Raw genomic sequence first — 16,319 nt, forward strand, 5'->3', positions numbered from 1 at the left:
GTTTAATCAACGCCTCTACTCATCATTTCATCATTTGAAACCTAATATATAAGTGGAATGCAAAAAGGGAGCTAAAGCTCCCTTTGTTTATAGTAAATGCGTTCAGTTTGCCTTTCTTAATCCAACAAGCACTTTCTCTAGTTTGGATTCCATCGGAGCATTAATTTCCATCCATTCATCATTAGACGGATGTTGAAACTTAATGTTCGCGGCATGCAAAAACAAACGGTCCAATCCAAGTTGACCAGTGTAGGCATCAAAACGTCTATCTCCGTAACGATCATCCCATGCGATAGGATGTCCGGTGTACTGAGTATGCACACGAATTTGGTGAGTACGCCCCGTAATTGGGCTGGCTTGAATCAACGTCGCTTGCTCAAATTTCTCAAGAATTTTGAAACGCGTTTCCGATGGCTTACCGTTTGGGTTCACTCGTACAATACTGTTCACTTCATTTTTAAGCAGGGGGGCGTTCACAACTTTACAGCTGCTTTTCCATTGCCCCATCACTAAGGCGAAGTAAAACTTCTTCACCGTTTTTTCACGGAACTGCGCTTGCAAATGGCGAAGCGCGGAGCGCTTTTTAGCAACCAGTAAAATACCCGAGGTATCTCTGTCAATACGGTGAACCAATTCGAGGAAACGTGCCTGTGGACGCAATGCCCTTAATGCTTCAATTGCACCAAACTTCAAGCCACTACCACCATGCACTGCTGTACCAGACGGTTTGTTCAGAATCAGCATATGATCATCTTCATAAATGATCATATGTTCTAGTTCAGCAACCTTATTAAGTTTCGTGCTTGGTGCGACATCCTCTTCCTTTTTCTCAACCGTTACAGGTGGAATTCGGACTAGGTCGCCAGCTTTTAGTTTATATTCGGCTTTGATGCGCTTTTTGTTCACGCGCACTTCACCCTTACGCACGATTCGATAAATCATGCTCTTTGGAATGTCTTTTAATTGGTTACGCAAGAAGTTATCAATGCGTTGACCCGCCATGTCTTCGTCGATATCAACGAACTGGACTTGTGTTCTTATCTCGCTCATGCGCGCTATTGTAAACGTAAATCCGCGTGACTTCACATTATTCTTGCTGCAAAAGAAACACTTGTTGCGAGAATCTGCTCCGAAATACGCCAACCTTTTGTTTAGATTATTAAAACCCTTTCCCTTGTTCGGGTTTTGTTTTCTGTCTTTGGAAGTTTACGTGATTCAATCGCTTATTTAACAGCCAGTTATAAATTGGAAAGTTTGAGTTTAGCGGCAAATTTTCCATCGTTTGCGCTAAAGCAGATTGCTGATATCCACGCGCACTGCTATAGTTCACAGCTGCTAAGGAAGGTTTGGTTATATTTTATTCACTACCAATCATTTGTCCTCAAGCAATGTGAGTAGAAGGTTGAAGCTCAGGTGCTGCATTGGCGTAAGACACATTGAATTCAACACTCTTGCCACCCTACTCCTCGCATATTCACGTTGAGTACCTACCGCCCAAATAGCGGGTTACAAGTCTACGTTTCTAACAGAAACCAAAATAGATTTGTGATGACTGAAGTGCCCCAGAGCATCCCCTTCCAGCCGGGAGGCTGCAAAATATTAGCCATGGGATCAGGCACCGTGAAACAGCGAAAAAAACGTGGCAAGTCGACAAGAAAGATATAAAAGAAAAGACAACGAGAATTTTCAATGAAAAGAATGTTAATTAACGCAACTCAAAAAGAAGAGTTGCGTGTCGCTCTGGTTGATGGCCAGCGACTTTTCGATCTTGATATCGAGAGTCCAGGACATGAATCTAAAAAAGCGAATATCTACAAAGGACGTATCACACGTATTGAACCAAGCTTAGAAGCCGCATTTGTTGATTACGGTGCTGAGCGTCACGGTTTCCTCCCTCTTAAAGAAATTGCCCGCGAATACTTCCCTGAAGGTTATACCTACCAAGGCCGTCCAAGCATTAAAGAAGTGCTGACTGAGGGCCAAGAAGTAATCGTACAGGTAGAAAAAGAAGAACGTGGTAGCAAGGGCGCAGCTCTAACCACGTTTATTTCTCTTGCGGGTAGCTACCTTGTTCTTATGCCAAACAACCCTCGTGCAGGCGGTATTTCTCGCCGTATCGAAGGTGATGAGCGTACTCAACTAAAAGCAGCATTAAGCACTCTAGAACTGCCTCAAGGCATGGGTCTGATTGTTCGTACTGCTGGCGTTGGTAAGAGCGCAGAAGAACTTGAGTGGGACTTGAACGTACTGCTGAACCATTGGAGCGCGATTAAGGGCGCGGCAGACTCTAACCCTGCCCCATTCTTAATCCACCAAGAAAGTAACGTTATCGTTCGTGCAATTCGTGACTATTTACGTCGTGATATTGGTGAAATCCTTATCGACAGCAACACCATTTATGAACGTGCGAAAGAGCACATTCAATTGGTTCGCCCAGATTTCATCAACCGCGTTAAGAAGTACGAAGGCGAAGTGCCGCTGTTTAGCCACTACCAAATCGAGAGCCAAATTGAATCGGCTTTCCAACGTGAAGTGCGCCTACCATCTGGCGGTTCTATCGTAATCGACCCAACGGAAGCTCTGACTTCTATCGATATCAACTCTGCTCGTGCAACTAAGGGTGGTGATATCGAGGAAACAGCACTTAATACCAACCTAGAAGCAGCAGATGAGATCGCTCGTCAATTGCGTCTACGCGACCTAGGTGGTCTAGTGGTTATCGACTTTATCGATATGACACCAGTACGCCACCAACGTGAAGTAGAAAACCGCCTACGTGAAGCTGTTCGACTAGATCGTGCTCGCGTACAAATCGGTCGTATCTCACGCTTTGGTCTTCTAGAGATGTCTCGTCAACGATTGAGCCCTTCTCTTGCAGAAGCAAGCCACCACATTTGTCCTCGCTGTAGCGGCACAGGTGTTGTTCGTGACAACGAATCTCTAGCACTTTCTGTTCTTCGTTTGATTGAAGAAGAAGCACTAAAAGACAACACAGCTCAAGTATTGGCTGTGGTACCAGTGCCAATCGCATCTTACCTATTGAACGAAAAACGTCGCTCGGTTAACCATATCGAACGAATTCAAGAAGTGAAAATTACGGTTGTTCCTAACTCAGACATGGAAACACCGCACTTTGAAGTAATTCGCGTACGCGAAGGAGAAGAGTTTGATTTAATTTCTTACCTACTTCCTAAGAAGTTGGAAGCAATGAAAGAAGCAGAAGGTAAAGAACCTTCTGAAACAGACATCAAACCTAAGCGAATCGAAGAGCCAGTTCTTAAGGGCTTTGCAGCGCCAGCTCAAACCGCTCCAGCTCCTGTTTCTAAACCTGCGCCGGTAGCGAAGAAGAAAGAAGTAGAGCAAGAAGCAAAACCTGGCCTATTCAGCCGTTTGTTTAAAGCACTAGGTAGCTTCCTATTTGGTGGTTCTGAAGAAGTAAAAGAAGAACCAAAACAAGAAGAGAAGAAATCAAACCGCGACAACAAGCGCAACAAACGCGATCGCAACGACCGTCGTCGTAGCAACCAACGCGAAGGTCGTGAAAACCGTGATAACCGTCGTCGCCGTAAGCCTCGTGAAGAGCAAGCAAATGAGCAAAACGAAGCTCAACAGCCTGCAAACAAACAGCAACCAAACCGTAGCCAGAAGCGTAAGCCAAAACCTCAACAAGCTGAAAAAGCTCAAGAGCCGAAAGCAAACGCGAAAGTAGCGGAAAAAGGCTTGCAACTTGCGGCTGAAGCTCGCTCAGAAGTGAAGCCTGAAGAGAATAAAGCGAAAGCAAACGCGAAAACAGAGAAAGTCAAAGAGCGCCGTCAACGTCGCAAACTGAACAAATCTGTTCGTGTTAAAGATCAACTTGCCGATGAGCAAGTAGAAGAAACAGCAGTGAAAGCAATTGAACCTGTTGAGTCTCAAGTAGATCAAGCCGTTGATACAGCAGCAGACGCACAGCAAGACAACAAGCAAGGTGAATCGAAACAACGTCGTAACCGTCGTTCTCCTCGTCACCTACGAGCAAGTGGTCAACGTCGTCGTCGTGGTCGTGATCGTCGTCCTAACCCATTCCGTCTGCGCAAAGGCGGTGTAGCATCTCCTGAGATGGCAATGGGTAAAGTGATGCCACGTTACATTCCAAAACCAGCGCCTAAGAAGGAAGAGCGAGTTCAGGAAGAAGCGGTTGTGGCAATTGCAACTGTACCTGCTATGCAAGGTGGTTTTGCTTGCCCTGAAATGGCAATGGGTAAAGTCATCATCCGTCGTGAGCAACCAGCGGTAGCTGAAGCACCTGTTGTTGAACCTAAAGTTCAAGAAACAGTAGAAGCTAAAGCTGAATCACCGATTGTTGAAGCTGTAGCGCCTGAAAAGGCAGAGCCAGTAGCGGTTGATCAAGCTCCTGTAGAGCCGATCGTTGAAGTGGCTGAAGCACCTGTTGCGGAAGCAACAACAGAAACAGTTGTTGAAGAAGCTCCGGTTCAAGAGCCAGTCGTTGCAGAAACTGTGGAAGAAGCAGCAACAGAAGTTGCCGTTGAAACTCCAGTAGCAGCGCCAGAGATGAAAGCTGAAGTTATCAACGTTGTTGCTAAGCCACGAGCTAGCGCACCAATGACAAAAGCACCTGGCCCTCAAGAACTACGTGAAATCGAAGTAGCCGCAGCGCCGTTTAAAGCTGAACGCTACCAAGCTAAAGGTGCTGGTAGCCAAGTGGCAACAAACCGCGCCTCTGCAGCAATGACAAAGCCAAACTTCAACTAAGTTTGAATATCATTGCGATAGCTTGAAAGCTAGAATCAAAAGGCCACCGAAAGGTGGCCTTTTTTGTTTGTTCTCGGTCTAGCGTAATTGGTCATATTAATATCAACGACGGATCACATTTGTGGTTCATTATCCGTATCATTCTTGAACTTAATCACACTTTTCGGTAGCATTCGCCAACTCAAGTTTTCGACACCATTCTACTGCTGCTCTTTTATTACTACGGTTTACACTAAGTACCTTGAATGTATTTTCATCACTTAGTGGTTAATGCAAATACGAATATGTGTCGGGATAAACTCATCTCAACGAGAACTTAAAGACAAACATGTTCGAATTCCCGCAATTTTCTAAGCACTCTATTAAAAATGACGTGCTATCAGGTTTGACGGTTGCCCTGGCACTTGTCCCTGAAGCCGTAGCATTTGCATTCGTTGCTGGTGTAGACCCAATGGTTGGTCTGTACGCAGCATTCATCGTTGGCCTTATCACCTCAATCTTTGGTGGTCGCCCAGGCATGATCTCTGGTGCTACAGGCGCAATGGCTGTAGTAATGGTCTCTCTTGTTGCGAGCCACGGTGTTCAGTACTTATTTGCTGCCATTATGTTGGCCGGTATTTTGCAAATTGCTGCCGGTTTATTTAAATTGGGCAAATTCATTCGAATCGTTCCACACCCTGTAATGATTGGTTTTGTTAATGGCCTAGCGATTGTTATCTTCCTCGCGCAATTGGGACAATTCAAGGCTCCAGACATGAATGGCGTGCTGACTTGGCTTCCACAAGATCAAATGATGTTAATGCTAGGTTTGGTTGCGCTGACCATGGCGATCATCTACTTCTTGCCGAAAATTACAACAGCAGTGCCATCTTCACTTGTTGCTATCGTAACCGTGACTGCACTAGTTGTTGGGTTAGATCTAGAGACACGTACAGTTGTCGACTTCCTACGTTCTATGTCAGGTAATGAAGCCGCTACACTAGCAGGCTCTTTGCCAACCTTCTCTATTCCATCAGTGCCATTTACGCTAGAGACTCTGCAAATCATCTTGCCTTATGCAGTGATCCTTGCGGCCATCGGCCTAATTGAATCTTTGCTAACGCTGACCGTTTTAGACGAAATGACGAATACTCGTGGCCAATCTAACCGCGAATGTATCGGTCAGGGCATGGCAAACATGACATGTTCTGTATTCGGCGCGATGGGTGGTTGTGCAATGATTGGGCAGTCAATGATCAACGTAAACTCCGGTGGCCGTGGCCGTCTGTCTGGCATCGTAGCGGCTGTAGCTCTGCTGATGTTCATTTTGTTTGCGTCATCGTTGATTGAAATGATTCCACTAGCAGCCCTAGTTGGTGTGATGTTCATGGTTGTGATTGGCACATTCGAATGGGCAACATTTAAGTTGGCTCGCCGTGTACCAAAGCAAGATTTCTTCGTTATCGTACTAGTAACCGTCGTTACAGTACTGACTGACCTTGCTGTTGCGGTCGCGGTTGGTGTAATCGCTTCAGCGCTGATGTTTGCATGGCAACATGCGAAGCACATTTACGCAGATACTTGCTTGAACGCAGAAGGCTCAAAAGAGTACAAAATTCACGGTCCAATTTTCTTTGGTTCAGCAGCAAACTTCCTCGAGCTGTTTAATGCGCCAGAAGATCCTAAAGATGTGATTGTCGATTTCGCAGACTCTCGCGTCACAGACCACTCGGCAATTGAGGCAATTGAAACGCTAGCAGAGCGCTACGCTTCCATCGGCAAAACGCTTCACCTTCGTCACCTAAGTCCGGATTGTCGCAAACTACTCGACAAAGCTGGCAGTCTAGTCGAAATCAACGTGAAAGAAGACCCTAGCTACAAAGTCGCAACCGACATTTTAGCTGGCTAATCTATGCGTAAAGGGATGAGCAATGCTCATCCCTTTTATTATTTATCTGATATCGTGATAATTACAGCTTCTGCAAAACCGCTACCGACGCCTCTTCGATTAAGTCCAATACCAACTCAAATCCATCATCTCCACCATAGTAAGGATCTGGGATCTCGTCATAACTCGAATTAGAGTGGCTTAAAAATAGCGAGACTTTATGACGATGTTCTACAGGACAAATATCGAGTAAGTCAGCCAAGTTTGCTTTATCCGCAGCCAGTACCAAATCGAAGTCTTCGAAATCTTGCACTGACACTTGGCGTGCTCGCATTCCTTTAAACGAATAGCCACGTTGTTTCCCTGCCGCCATGGCTCTTGAGTCTGGCGTGTTTCCGGTGTGATAGCCAATTGTCCCAGCCGAATCAATGTCGACATCGACACCTAACTCTTTCGCTTTAGCTCTCAGAACGGCCTCACCGGTTGGTGAACGGCAAATATTTCCCATACAAACAACGAGTATTCTCTTCATTTTATTCCCTGAATTATCGATGGTTTTTCTTCACGATATGTTGGTCTATCATAGCGAGATAATTCAATGAACCCAAGCTACCGCGGGCAAAGCACGAAACGGATTTAAGGAAGTATTATGTCTATCGAAGAAAATAAAGAAGCACGCCATAAGGCACGCCAACAAAAAGTAAAAGAACAGGTAGACGCAAAAATTGCGGCCGCTCAAGAAGAGAAAGGTCTACTGCTGATCATTACTGGTAATGGTAAAGGTAAATCGACATCGGGCTTTGGCACGATTGCTCGCGCCGTCGGTCACGGCCTTAAGTGTTCAGTGGCTCAATTTATCAAAGGCACTTGGGACAACGGCGAGCGCAACTTGCTAGAAAAATTGGGAGTAGAATTGCCGCCGCCGATACCGAAGCAGCGCAACTGGTCTGGAAAGAATGTAAGCGCATGCTGCAAGACGACTCTATTAATGTCATCTTATTCGATGAGCTAACTTACATGGTGAGTTACGGTTACATCGATTTGGACGAAGTGGTCGAAGCGTTAAACAATCGCCCAAAAATGCAGTCGGTTGTGATTACTGGTCGTGGCGCACATCGCACTCTAATTGAAATGGCCGATACCGTTTCTGAAGTGAAGAATGTAAAGCACGCATTTGAATCTGGCGTAAAAGCGCTGAAAGGCGTCGACTGGTAAAGCTTGCAGCACAATGAAAAAAGGGTTGGCACAATGCCAACCCTTTCACTTTCAACACGTGGTTAGTTGAAAAGATTCTTCAACAGACCATCGACCGCTTCTTTGGTTTTCTCATCTTTGATTTTGTCCGTTAGCTTCTCTACGCCACGGTCAATTTCTTTCTGAGCTTTCTGTTTAAGAACATCATCGAATACGAGTTTGAATTTAGGGTCCGCCCACTTACCAGACACATTGATTGGAATCGTGATGTCCTTCAGCTCATCGATGTTTTTACCACCTTGGCCTTCTAGCGTACCCACAATTGAAGTACTGATAGTAAAGTCTACCGTCTCATTGATGTAGTTTGCACTGCCTTTACCACGCACACGTAGTAACGGTGATTGAGCATGTAAGTTGTCCGTTGATACCACACCTTTGTTTAGTTTCAACGTCGCGGTCATCGCACTGAAGTCTGTTTTCTTCACTTCGTTGGTACTTTCAACTTTTTGCCCTTTGAATCGCGCGTAGTTTTCACGAATCAATTGAGCAACGTTGATGCCATTTACCGCACCATCAGCAAAGTTAATCACTACCGTACCAGCCAGGTTCTGTTTGATACCTGTCGGCGTCAAACTGCTACCTTGGACATTCACGTCGATATTACCCGTACCTTCTAACTTGTCGTTGTTAGCAACATCAATCAGTAGCGGTTGAACTTTCACACCTTTGATTGATTTTTTCACGCTGTAAGTCGCTGGCGTCTTACGTGCATCTAGTCTTGCTGTTGCTGAAATTGTGCCTTGGTACAACTTCGAGCTAAATGATGTGAGGTCAAACACACCACGATTGACAGTGAAGCTCGCTTTTACCGCTTCCATTTTCGCGTTAGCCGCTTTGAACTTATCGATGGTGATATCACCTTTGACATCCAGCGTTTTCAGTGCTGAAAGATCCGGCTCAACTTCAGGCCCCGCGGATGCACTCTTACCACCAGAGGCTGGCTTTTCGCTTGCTGGTGCTTGTTTATCCAAGCCTAAGAATTCATCTAAATCGATATTAGGGCTATGAAGGGCAAAACGTATTTTTGGAATGTCTCCCAATGTCACATCGGCTTTACCATCCAATGCAATCGCGTTTGCGGTTAACTTCTCTAGAATAAAGCTAAGGTGGCTTTTGTTTAGGTCAAATGAGAGGTCAGAGACCATATCAACTTTCATTGGTGATTGTGGCAAAGCATCACCTTCAAAGCTTGATTTCAGCGTAAGCTTATTCAACAACACTTTGCTAATCGCTTGGTCAACCGTAAGCTGCCCACCGCCTTGCATGTCCAGCTTCATACCAGCCGCACTGCCTTTAAGCGCGTAGCTAAGATTGTTTACTTTATCGAATTCAAATGTATCTAAGCCAATTTTTGCCGATTCAATAGTGTTGTTTGGATCAGTGTACGTCGCATCAACATTGATGTTCTTCAACGCATAACTTGCAAGACCTTTCGCCAGTTTAAAGTCAGCCTTACCTTCTGCAGTAAACTTCTGGTCATTCATCTCGCCTTTCATACCAAAGTCAGCTGTCGTCCAGCGGTCAAAAGCAAATTCAGAAAGGTTCAACGATACGTCATACAGCTTGGTGTAATTGCCGGCTTGCTTGTCTTGAATTTCTAGTGAGCCATTAGAAACCGTAACGCCAGCCAGGTTGATACTCCAATCTGAGCCTGCAGACTGCGATTCACCACTTGGCTCTGGCGCAGTGTCTTTCGGTTGCTCTGCTTGTTGAGTTTGCGCTTTCGTTAAAGCATCAATGTTCTTGCTGCCGTCTTTCTTCGTTTCAACGTAGAACTCCGCACCATCTAAAGTAATGTTACCGATTTCAAGTTGTTTGCTAAAAAGTGGTGTGACAGAAACATCAACACCGACAGTATCGACTTTAAAAAGATTTGGCTGACTAAAACCTTGCGGGTTACGCAGTTCGGTTCTTCCCAATTCAAAACCAATTGATGGGAAGAATTGCCAACTGATATCCCCTTCAATCACCAACTCTAACCCTGTCTGTTTCTGTGCTTGCTCAACAATCAGTGGCTTAAATTGGTTTGGATTGACAAAAATAGTTAACGCTAAAATTGCAGCAACAAATACCACAACAGGTATCGCGAGAACTAAGAGCAGTTTCTTCATTTGTTTTTCCTTGCTCGTGTGTTTTTAAAATTATAAGCGCAGACTAGATTTACCGCCGAGAGTTCCACAAAAGCGTGAAAATCATCCGGTTTTGACATGCAACTGACTAATTTAAAAACAAAAAAGAAGTGGCACCTAAAGTGCCACTTCTTATCATAAAAATAAAGCGATATAGCCGTCTAAAGACTTAAGCTTTCAAAAGTTTTGCAATGTGAGCTTTTAGTACATCGATCGCGATACGGTTCTTACCGCCACGAGGTACGATGATGTCCGCATATTGCTTAGAAGGTTCGATAAACTGCATGAACATCGGACGAACCGTTTGCTGGTATTGTTTAAGTACCGATTCCATTGTACGGCCACGTTCTTCAACGTCACGTTTGATACGGCGTAGCAGACAGATATCCAGAGGCGTATCCATAAATACAGTCGCGTGCATCAGGTCACGAAGACGAGGGTCAGTCAGCAGTAGAATGCCTTCTAGGATGATCACTTTCTTTGGTGTCATAGTGGTTGTTGCATCAGTACGAGTATGCTCTGAGTAGCTGTACTCTGGTACTTCAACCGCTTCACCTTTTGTTAATTTTTCAAGGTGTTCACAAAGCAGTTCATGGTCCATCGCGTTCGGGTGATCGTAGTTAGTTTTTACACGCTCTTCCATGCTCAAGTGGCTTTGATCGTTATAGTAGGAATCTTCCTTAATTACACCAATTTGATGATCGCCCACTTTCGCGCGAAGCTCATTGTAAATTGTGCTCGCGATCAGACTTTTTCCAGAAGCAGACGCGCCAGCAATACCGACGATTACGCATTGATTATTATCAGACATTATTCTTGCACCCGATGAATTGAATTGGTGTCATAAGCTAATACAGCAGTACGCCACTAAGCGCACATTGTATTAGTGTAAATTAGGTAAACCGCCTGATTATAGGGAGTTCACCCCGTAGTTACTAGCTGGAATTAGAGTTTAGTCATAAGTTTCTGCAAGCCTAGAGTAACAAACCCCAGGCAAACGTTTAAACGCCCAATTTTCAACCACCAAACTTAGTTCACCATTGTAAAACTGATTGCATCTGGTTTCGCTCTACCTTGCCAAAACATCGTGCTGCACACTCGATCTGCAAGCTGTTTGTAGTAGCCTGAATGCTCACTGTCAGGTCGTCTCGCGACGGTTGGCACACCTGCATCAATGTCTTCACGCATAGAAATATGCAGCGGAATTTGACCCAACAAAGCTAAACCAAATTCTTGGGACATTTTCTCCGCACCACCCATACCAAAAATATGCTCAGTCGCACCGCATTGGCTACAAATGTGGTAACTCATATTCTCGACCACACCAACTACTGGCACATTCACTTTGCTAAACATTGCTGCGCCTTTACGCGCATCTGCCAATGCTAAGTCTTGCGGCGTCGTCACCAAAACCGTGCCGGTAACAGGAATCTGTTGTGACAACGTCAATTGGATATCACCCGTGCCTGGTGGCATGTCTATCACTAGGTAATCCAGCTCTGGCCAATCGGTTTCATTCAATAGCTGAGCTAACGCTTTAGATGCCATAGGCCCACGCCAGATTGCCGCTTCAGATTTATTAACTAAATAGCCAATAGAATGAGTATAGATGCCGTGAGCAAAAATAGGCTCCATCCATTTGCCATCACGAACTTCTGGTTTCGCATCTTCCTGGCCGAGCATCATCGGAACCGATGGACCGTATATATCGGCATCCAATAGGCCAACCTTCGATCCCGACTGCGCGATAGCCAAGGCTAAGTTAACGGCTGTTGTGGATTTGCCCACCCCACCCTTTGCAGAGCTCACCGCAATGATATTCTTCACACCTTTCACCGCATTAGAAACCTGCGTTTCTAGTGCTTTTACGCCGAGTTCAATGTGAAACGGAAACGCGGCTACAGCTTTGGATGCTTGCTGTTGTTGAATCCATTCTTGCAATGTGCGCTGAAGCTCATTACTAGCAAATGGCAATGTAATCTTCACCTCACCTTGAGCGGTGATGGTGACAACGCCGTGAATATCGGCCCAGTTTTCCACTAACTGTGGATGTTGAAATTGATTAAACCAATGACAAAAATCTTGTTTTGAAGTGAACTGATGCATAAGTCCTCCTTTTGAGTACCATGCTACCACCGACCCGACATAACCAGAACCCTAAAAAAACTAAGGCATTCCGCGGTTTGACACCTTGGAGTTAATGAGTTCATGGGGTAGTATTATCCATCAAAATTTTTTTATACCTATCAAGAAAAGCGAATATTAAGTATGGCAAACGATCCAAGACACCTTCCTTCAAGGAAACTGCTGGTAACTTGTGCCCTTCCGTACGCTAACGGTTCGATCCACCTTGGCCATATGCTTGAGCATATCCAAGCGGACATTTGGGTTCGTTACCAACGCCTACGCGGCAACACTGTAAACTTCATCTGTGCTGACGATGCTCACGGCACGCCAATCATGCTTAAAGCGCAACAGATGGGTATTACTCCAGAAGAGATGATTGCCGCTGTTAGCGAAGAGCACCAAAAAGACTTCGCTGGCTTTGATATCAGCTTTGATAACTACCACAGCACGCACTCAGAAGAGAACCGCGAACTGGCATCTCACATTTACCTAGAGCTAAAGAAAAATGGCTTTATCTCTAGCCGTACTATTTCTCAGCTTTTCGACCCTGAAAAAGAGATGTTCCTACCGGATCGTTTCGTAAAAGGTACATGTCCTAAGTGTAAGTCTGAAGATCAGTACGGTGATAACTGTGACAACTGTGGCGAGACTTACAGCCCGACAGAACTGATCAATCCTAAATCTGCAGTTTCTGGTGCGACGCCAGTAATGAAAGATTCTGAGCACTTTTTCTTTGACCTGCCTCAGTTTGAAAGCATGCTAAAAGAGTGGACTCGCTCTGGTTCTCTGCAATCAGAAACCGCGAACAAGATGCAAGAGTGGTTTGAATCCGGTCTGCAACAATGGGATATCTCGCGTGACGCACCTTACTTTGGCTTCGAAATCCCAGGCGAAAAAGACAAGTTCTTCTACGTATGGCTAGATGCACCTATTGGCTACATGGGCTCATTCAAAAACCTATGTAACAAACGTGACGATCTAGACTTCGATGAATACTGGAACAAAGACAGTAAAACTGAACTTTACCACTTCATCGGTAAAGACATCGTGTACTTCCACAGCCTATTCTGGCCTGCAATGCTTGAAGGTTCTGGCTTCCGTAAACCAAACAACGTATTCGTACACGGCTACGTAACGGTAAACGGCGCGAAAATGTCTAAGTCGAAAGGTACATTCGTGAAAGCAAGCACGTACCTCGATCACCTAGACCCAGAATGTCTACGTTACTACTACGCAGCGAAACTAAACAGCCGTATTGACGATCTAGATCTTAACCTTGAAGACTTCACTCAGCGCGTTAACGCTGACGTAGTCAACAAGATCGTTAACCTAGCATCTCGTAACGCAGGCTTCATCGCTAAACGTTTCGAAGGCAAACTGTCTGACAACTTCGCTGAACCAGAGCTTTACAACGAATTCGTGGCAGCGGCTGACCGTATCGCAGAGCTTTTTGAAGCTCGCGAATTTGGCCGTGCTATCCGTGAAATCACGGCACTAGCAGACAAAGCAAACCAATACGTTGACGAGAAAGCCCCTTGGGTTGTAGCGAAAGAAGAAGGCAAAGATCAGGAACTACAAGAAATCTGTTCTGTAGGTATCAACCTGTTCCGAGTATTAATGACTTACTTGAAACCAGTAATGCCAGCTCTTGCTGCACGTACTGAAGCATTCCTAAACCAAGAGCTAACTTGGGAAGGCATTGCTCAGCCACTCACAGGCCACGAAATCACTAAGTTCAAAGCGCTATTCAACCGTATCGATCCAAAGAACATCGAAGCGATGATCGAAGCATCGAAAGAAGACGCTGCAGCAGAAATGGCAGCGAAAGAGAAAGCTGAAGCGGCTAAAACAGAAACTGAGCTAAGCAAAGACCCAATCGCGGACGAGATTGAGTTTGATACTTTTGCTCAAGTGGATTTGCGTATCGCTCGCATCATCTCTTGTGAAGAAGTGCCTAAAGCAAACAAATTGCTTAAGTTCCAACTGGACATCGGTGGTGAAACTCGTCAAGTTTTCTCTGGCATCAAATCAGCCTACAAACCTGAAGAGCTAGAAGGCAAGCTAACCGTAATGGTAGCGAACCTAAAACCTCGTAAGATGAAATTCGGTATGTCTGAAGGCATGATCCTAGCGGCAGGCCCTGGTGGTAGCGACCTATGGATTCTTGAGCCACACGAAGGCGCTCAGCCTGGTATGCGCGTAATGTAACTCCCTTACGTTACGCTTGAAATGAGTTAAATCCCCGCCTCTCTCGGCGGGGATTTTTTTGATCAAATTCACATTATTGGGGAGCTTCTGCACCAATAACGCGCAAAACATTTAGGTTTAAATTTTAACCACTTGTTTTTAAAGTGATTTTAATTGGCATCAAAACTGCTAATTCCTTCTTGCTAGGTCCAAACACTAACAAGGAGTTGGTTATGTTTGTTTTGATTTCAACGTTATTATCCGTCGCCATATTAGCCGGCATTTACCACCTTTCCACGAAACGCGAACAGCAACATGCACGAAAGTATCAGTTGCTTACCCTACTTCGCGATGTCGTTAACTTGCTTAGACGTCATCGAGCAATCACACATTACTCCCTTCAATCCCAACAAAACTATGAGCGAGAAATAGAAGAGATCCATCATGCTCTCAACAACAAGCTGCACCTTTTGTTGGAAACATCGCGCTTTGAAAATAAACCCATGTATCGTGTGTTACAGATAAAAGTCAGTAAGTTGCTAGAACAATGGCAGGAAAACAGCATCGCGAGAAATCAAATGGAGCACGGAAAGCTGATTCGACATTGTTTGTTCTTAATGGATGAAGTCACTATTGCGTGGCTAGCAGTTGAGCAACGAGATGAGTTGCATGATGAGTACCACATGAATTGGCAAACCATTATCGATAGCCTCGAAACCTTGACTCAACTTCGTATTAGCATTCAAGACTTAAACGAACAAGGAGGAAGCGTTCGAGTAAAGAACTACGCATCTGTAATGACACGTAAACTGAATCAGTTAGCGGTAATAGCACCATTGACTATCGCAGCGCCGATCTCCGTACGTTCGACACAAGCGTTAAACGACTATGTCGAAGGAAAACACACAGGACTAACAGAAGAAGAACTTTATGGCATCACCTCAGATCTGTCACTGACGATTTTCAATACCTATGATCACGTGCTATCAGATATTGTCGAAACACTGTATTTGCCTTTGCCCAGACTCTCATTAGCCTGAAAGACTCATTTTTCGACATAATTGCATGAGGAACTAGATCAAAAGCCGTAAGTAACGAGCAATAAAAAACCGCAGGCATTGCCTGCGGTTTTTTCTAACTTTGCTCACTCAATGCTTAGCTATCATCTTCAGTGAAGTTGGTTGGTAGCTGCTTTTTCATCTCGTTCCAGATTTGAGCACTTTCCATGCCGTAATGGCGAATTACAACTGGCAATTGTTCACGCTGGCCCGTTTCACAAGTTTCTAGCAGTTGACGGTAGAATCTTAGCGCCAAATCACGTGATGCCGGGTTAGAGAAGTAGTAACTGCCAACTCGGTCATACAGCTTTTTCAAGCCATTGAAAATCAAACCGTAGATTTGGTTACCAGAGTGGAATGCCAAGCGTTGGAACAACATGTAATCGTAAAAGTTAAATGTTTTCGCGATCAAAATTTCCTGACGCTTTGCTTCATCTTTTTCGTTGTCTTCTTTAACGCTTTGAAGCACCTTATCCGCATACGGAGAAGAGGCAATGAAATCATCCCAAGACGATGCATTCACAAGCGCTTCACAAGACTCAATTACGTTCTTGATTGTACGCTCAGAGTTTTCTTTGTTCGCCTTGAATGCATAACGCATAAAGATAGGGCTGATGTTGGTACGTGCCGCAAGCAAATCTTCTACAATATTTGTTGCATTATCGACGTCTAGCGTCATCAACGTATCCAAGATATGCAGACCAGATGTCTCCATAAATTGGTTAACTTTTGTTGGTTTACCGTGTTGGATAGTCAACCATCCATCACGTGCTAGTCGTTGAAGAACCTCTCGTAAAGTCGTTCGAGTAACACCAATCAGTTCGGACAGCTCGCGCTCAGCAGGTAAAATTGAGCCAGGAGGAAAACGGCCGTTCCAAATGCTCTCGATAATATATTTTTCTGCGAATCCCGCAGGGCTTTTCGCCTTAATGACCATTCTACTTT

10 protein-coding genes and 1 pseudogene are annotated in these 16,319 nt (G+C 44.9%); 5 read left to right on the forward strand and 6 right to left on the reverse strand.

Annotated elements, in window-relative coordinates:
* Nucleotides 1–102: 102 nt before the first annotated feature.
* Nucleotides 103–1,050 (reverse strand): 23S rRNA pseudouridine(955/2504/2580) synthase RluC, encoded by a 948-nt coding sequence (gene rluC, locus OU793_RS10160; RefSeq protein WP_005461586.1) that lies wholly within the window; start codon nucleotides 1,048–1,050, stop codon nucleotides 103–105.
* 639 nt (nucleotides 1,051–1,689) lie between these two features.
* Here rluC and rne point away from each other — a divergent pair.
* The gene (gene rne / locus OU793_RS10165; RefSeq protein ID WP_140103377.1) at nucleotides 1,690–4,752 is read left to right on the forward strand and encodes a ribonuclease E; all 3,063 of its coding nucleotides are present in this window, start codon (nucleotides 1,690–1,692) and stop codon (nucleotides 4,750–4,752) included.
* Between the two features lie 328 nt (nucleotides 4,753–5,080).
* Nucleotides 5,081–6,640, forward strand: coding sequence for a SulP family inorganic anion transporter (locus OU793_RS10170; RefSeq protein ID WP_017448358.1), 1,560 nt, complete (start codon nucleotides 5,081–5,083; stop codon nucleotides 6,638–6,640).
* 61 nt (nucleotides 6,641–6,701) lie between these two features.
* Here OU793_RS10170 and OU793_RS10175 read toward each other — a convergent pair whose 3' ends face one another.
* Complete coding sequence (locus tag OU793_RS10175; RefSeq protein ID WP_025509959.1) at nucleotides 6,702–7,151, reverse strand: low molecular weight protein-tyrosine-phosphatase; 450 nt, start codon at nucleotides 7,149–7,151, stop codon at nucleotides 6,702–6,704.
* Nucleotides 7,152–7,268: 117 nt separating this feature from the next.
* Between OU793_RS10175 and OU793_RS10180 the strand changes: the two are divergent.
* Nucleotides 7,269–7,834, forward strand: a pseudogene (locus OU793_RS10180) (cob(I)yrinic acid a,c-diamide adenosyltransferase).
* 62 nt (nucleotides 7,835–7,896) lie between these two features.
* Here the strand turns inward: OU793_RS10180 and OU793_RS10185 are convergent.
* The 3 genes from OU793_RS10185 to apbC all read right to left on the reverse strand — a co-directional run bounded on the left by OU793_RS10185 (nucleotide 7,897) and on the right by apbC (nucleotide 12,108).
* Nucleotides 7,897–9,984: an AsmA family protein gene (locus OU793_RS10185; RefSeq protein ID WP_029831008.1), complete on the reverse strand. Its 2,088-nt coding sequence runs from the start codon at nucleotides 9,982–9,984 to the stop codon at nucleotides 7,897–7,899.
* A gap of 187 nt (nucleotides 9,985–10,171) precedes the next feature.
* On the reverse strand, nucleotides 10,172–10,813 hold the full coding sequence (gene udk, locus OU793_RS10190; RefSeq protein WP_159404049.1) for a uridine kinase: 642 nt from the start codon (nucleotides 10,811–10,813) through the stop codon (nucleotides 10,172–10,174).
* 218 nt (nucleotides 10,814–11,031) lie between these two features.
* On the reverse strand, nucleotides 11,032–12,108 hold the full coding sequence (apbC, locus tag OU793_RS10195; RefSeq protein WP_140103376.1) for an iron-sulfur cluster carrier protein ApbC: 1,077 nt from the start codon (nucleotides 12,106–12,108) through the stop codon (nucleotides 11,032–11,034).
* Nucleotides 12,109–12,270: 162 nt separating this feature from the next.
* Between apbC and metG the strand changes: the two genes are divergently transcribed.
* Both metG and OU793_RS10205 read left to right on the forward strand, forming a co-directional pair.
* Entirely contained in the window at nucleotides 12,271–14,337 is a 2,067-nt protein-coding gene (gene metG, locus OU793_RS10200; protein ID WP_005482411.1) for a methionine--tRNA ligase, read from the forward strand.
* Nucleotides 14,338–14,549: 212 nt separating this feature from the next.
* Nucleotides 14,550–15,356: a hypothetical protein gene (locus OU793_RS10205; RefSeq protein WP_005494538.1), complete on the forward strand. Its 807-nt coding sequence runs from the start codon at nucleotides 14,550–14,552 to the stop codon at nucleotides 15,354–15,356.
* Nucleotides 15,357–15,471: 115 nt separating this feature from the next.
* Here OU793_RS10205 and fadR read toward each other — a convergent pair whose 3' ends face one another.
* Nucleotides 15,472–16,311, reverse strand: coding sequence for a fatty acid metabolism transcriptional regulator FadR (gene fadR / locus OU793_RS10210; RefSeq protein ID WP_005461531.1), 840 nt, complete (start codon nucleotides 16,309–16,311; stop codon nucleotides 15,472–15,474).
* Nucleotides 16,312–16,319 lie beyond the last annotated feature (8 nt).

The organism is Vibrio sp. VP6 (assembly GCF_028823755.1).
Taxonomy (GTDB): domain Bacteria; phylum Pseudomonadota; class Gammaproteobacteria; order Enterobacterales; family Vibrionaceae; genus Vibrio; species Vibrio parahaemolyticus.

Bases quoted from the DNA above. Each gene is read 5' to 3' on its own strand.
- rluC (WP_005461586.1), bottom strand. From the start codon at position 1,050: ATGAGCGAGATAAGAACACAAGTCCAGTTCGTTGATATCGACGAAGAC.
- rne (WP_140103377.1), top strand. From the start codon at position 1,690: ATGAAAAGAATGTTAATTAACGCAACTCAAAAAGAAGAGTTGCGTGTC.
- OU793_RS10170 (WP_017448358.1), top strand. From the start codon at position 5,081: ATGTTCGAATTCCCGCAATTTTCTAAGCACTCTATTAAAAATGACGTG.
- OU793_RS10175 (WP_025509959.1), bottom strand. From the start codon at position 7,151: ATGAAGAGAATACTCGTTGTTTGTATGGGAAATATTTGCCGTTCACCA.
- OU793_RS10185 (WP_029831008.1), bottom strand. From the start codon at position 9,984: ATGAAGAAACTGCTCTTAGTTCTCGCGATACCTGTTGTGGTATTTGTT.
- udk (WP_159404049.1), bottom strand. From the start codon at position 10,813: ATGTCTGATAATAATCAATGCGTAATCGTCGGTATTGCTGGCGCGTCT.
- apbC (WP_140103376.1), bottom strand. From the start codon at position 12,108: ATGCATCAGTTCACTTCAAAACAAGATTTTTGTCATTGGTTTAATCAA.
- metG (WP_005482411.1), top strand. From the start codon at position 12,271: ATGGCAAACGATCCAAGACACCTTCCTTCAAGGAAACTGCTGGTAACT.
- OU793_RS10205 (WP_005494538.1), top strand. From the start codon at position 14,550: ATGTTTGTTTTGATTTCAACGTTATTATCCGTCGCCATATTAGCCGGC.
- fadR (WP_005461531.1), bottom strand. From the start codon at position 16,311: ATGGTCATTAAGGCGAAAAGCCCTGCGGGATTCGCAGAAAAATATATT.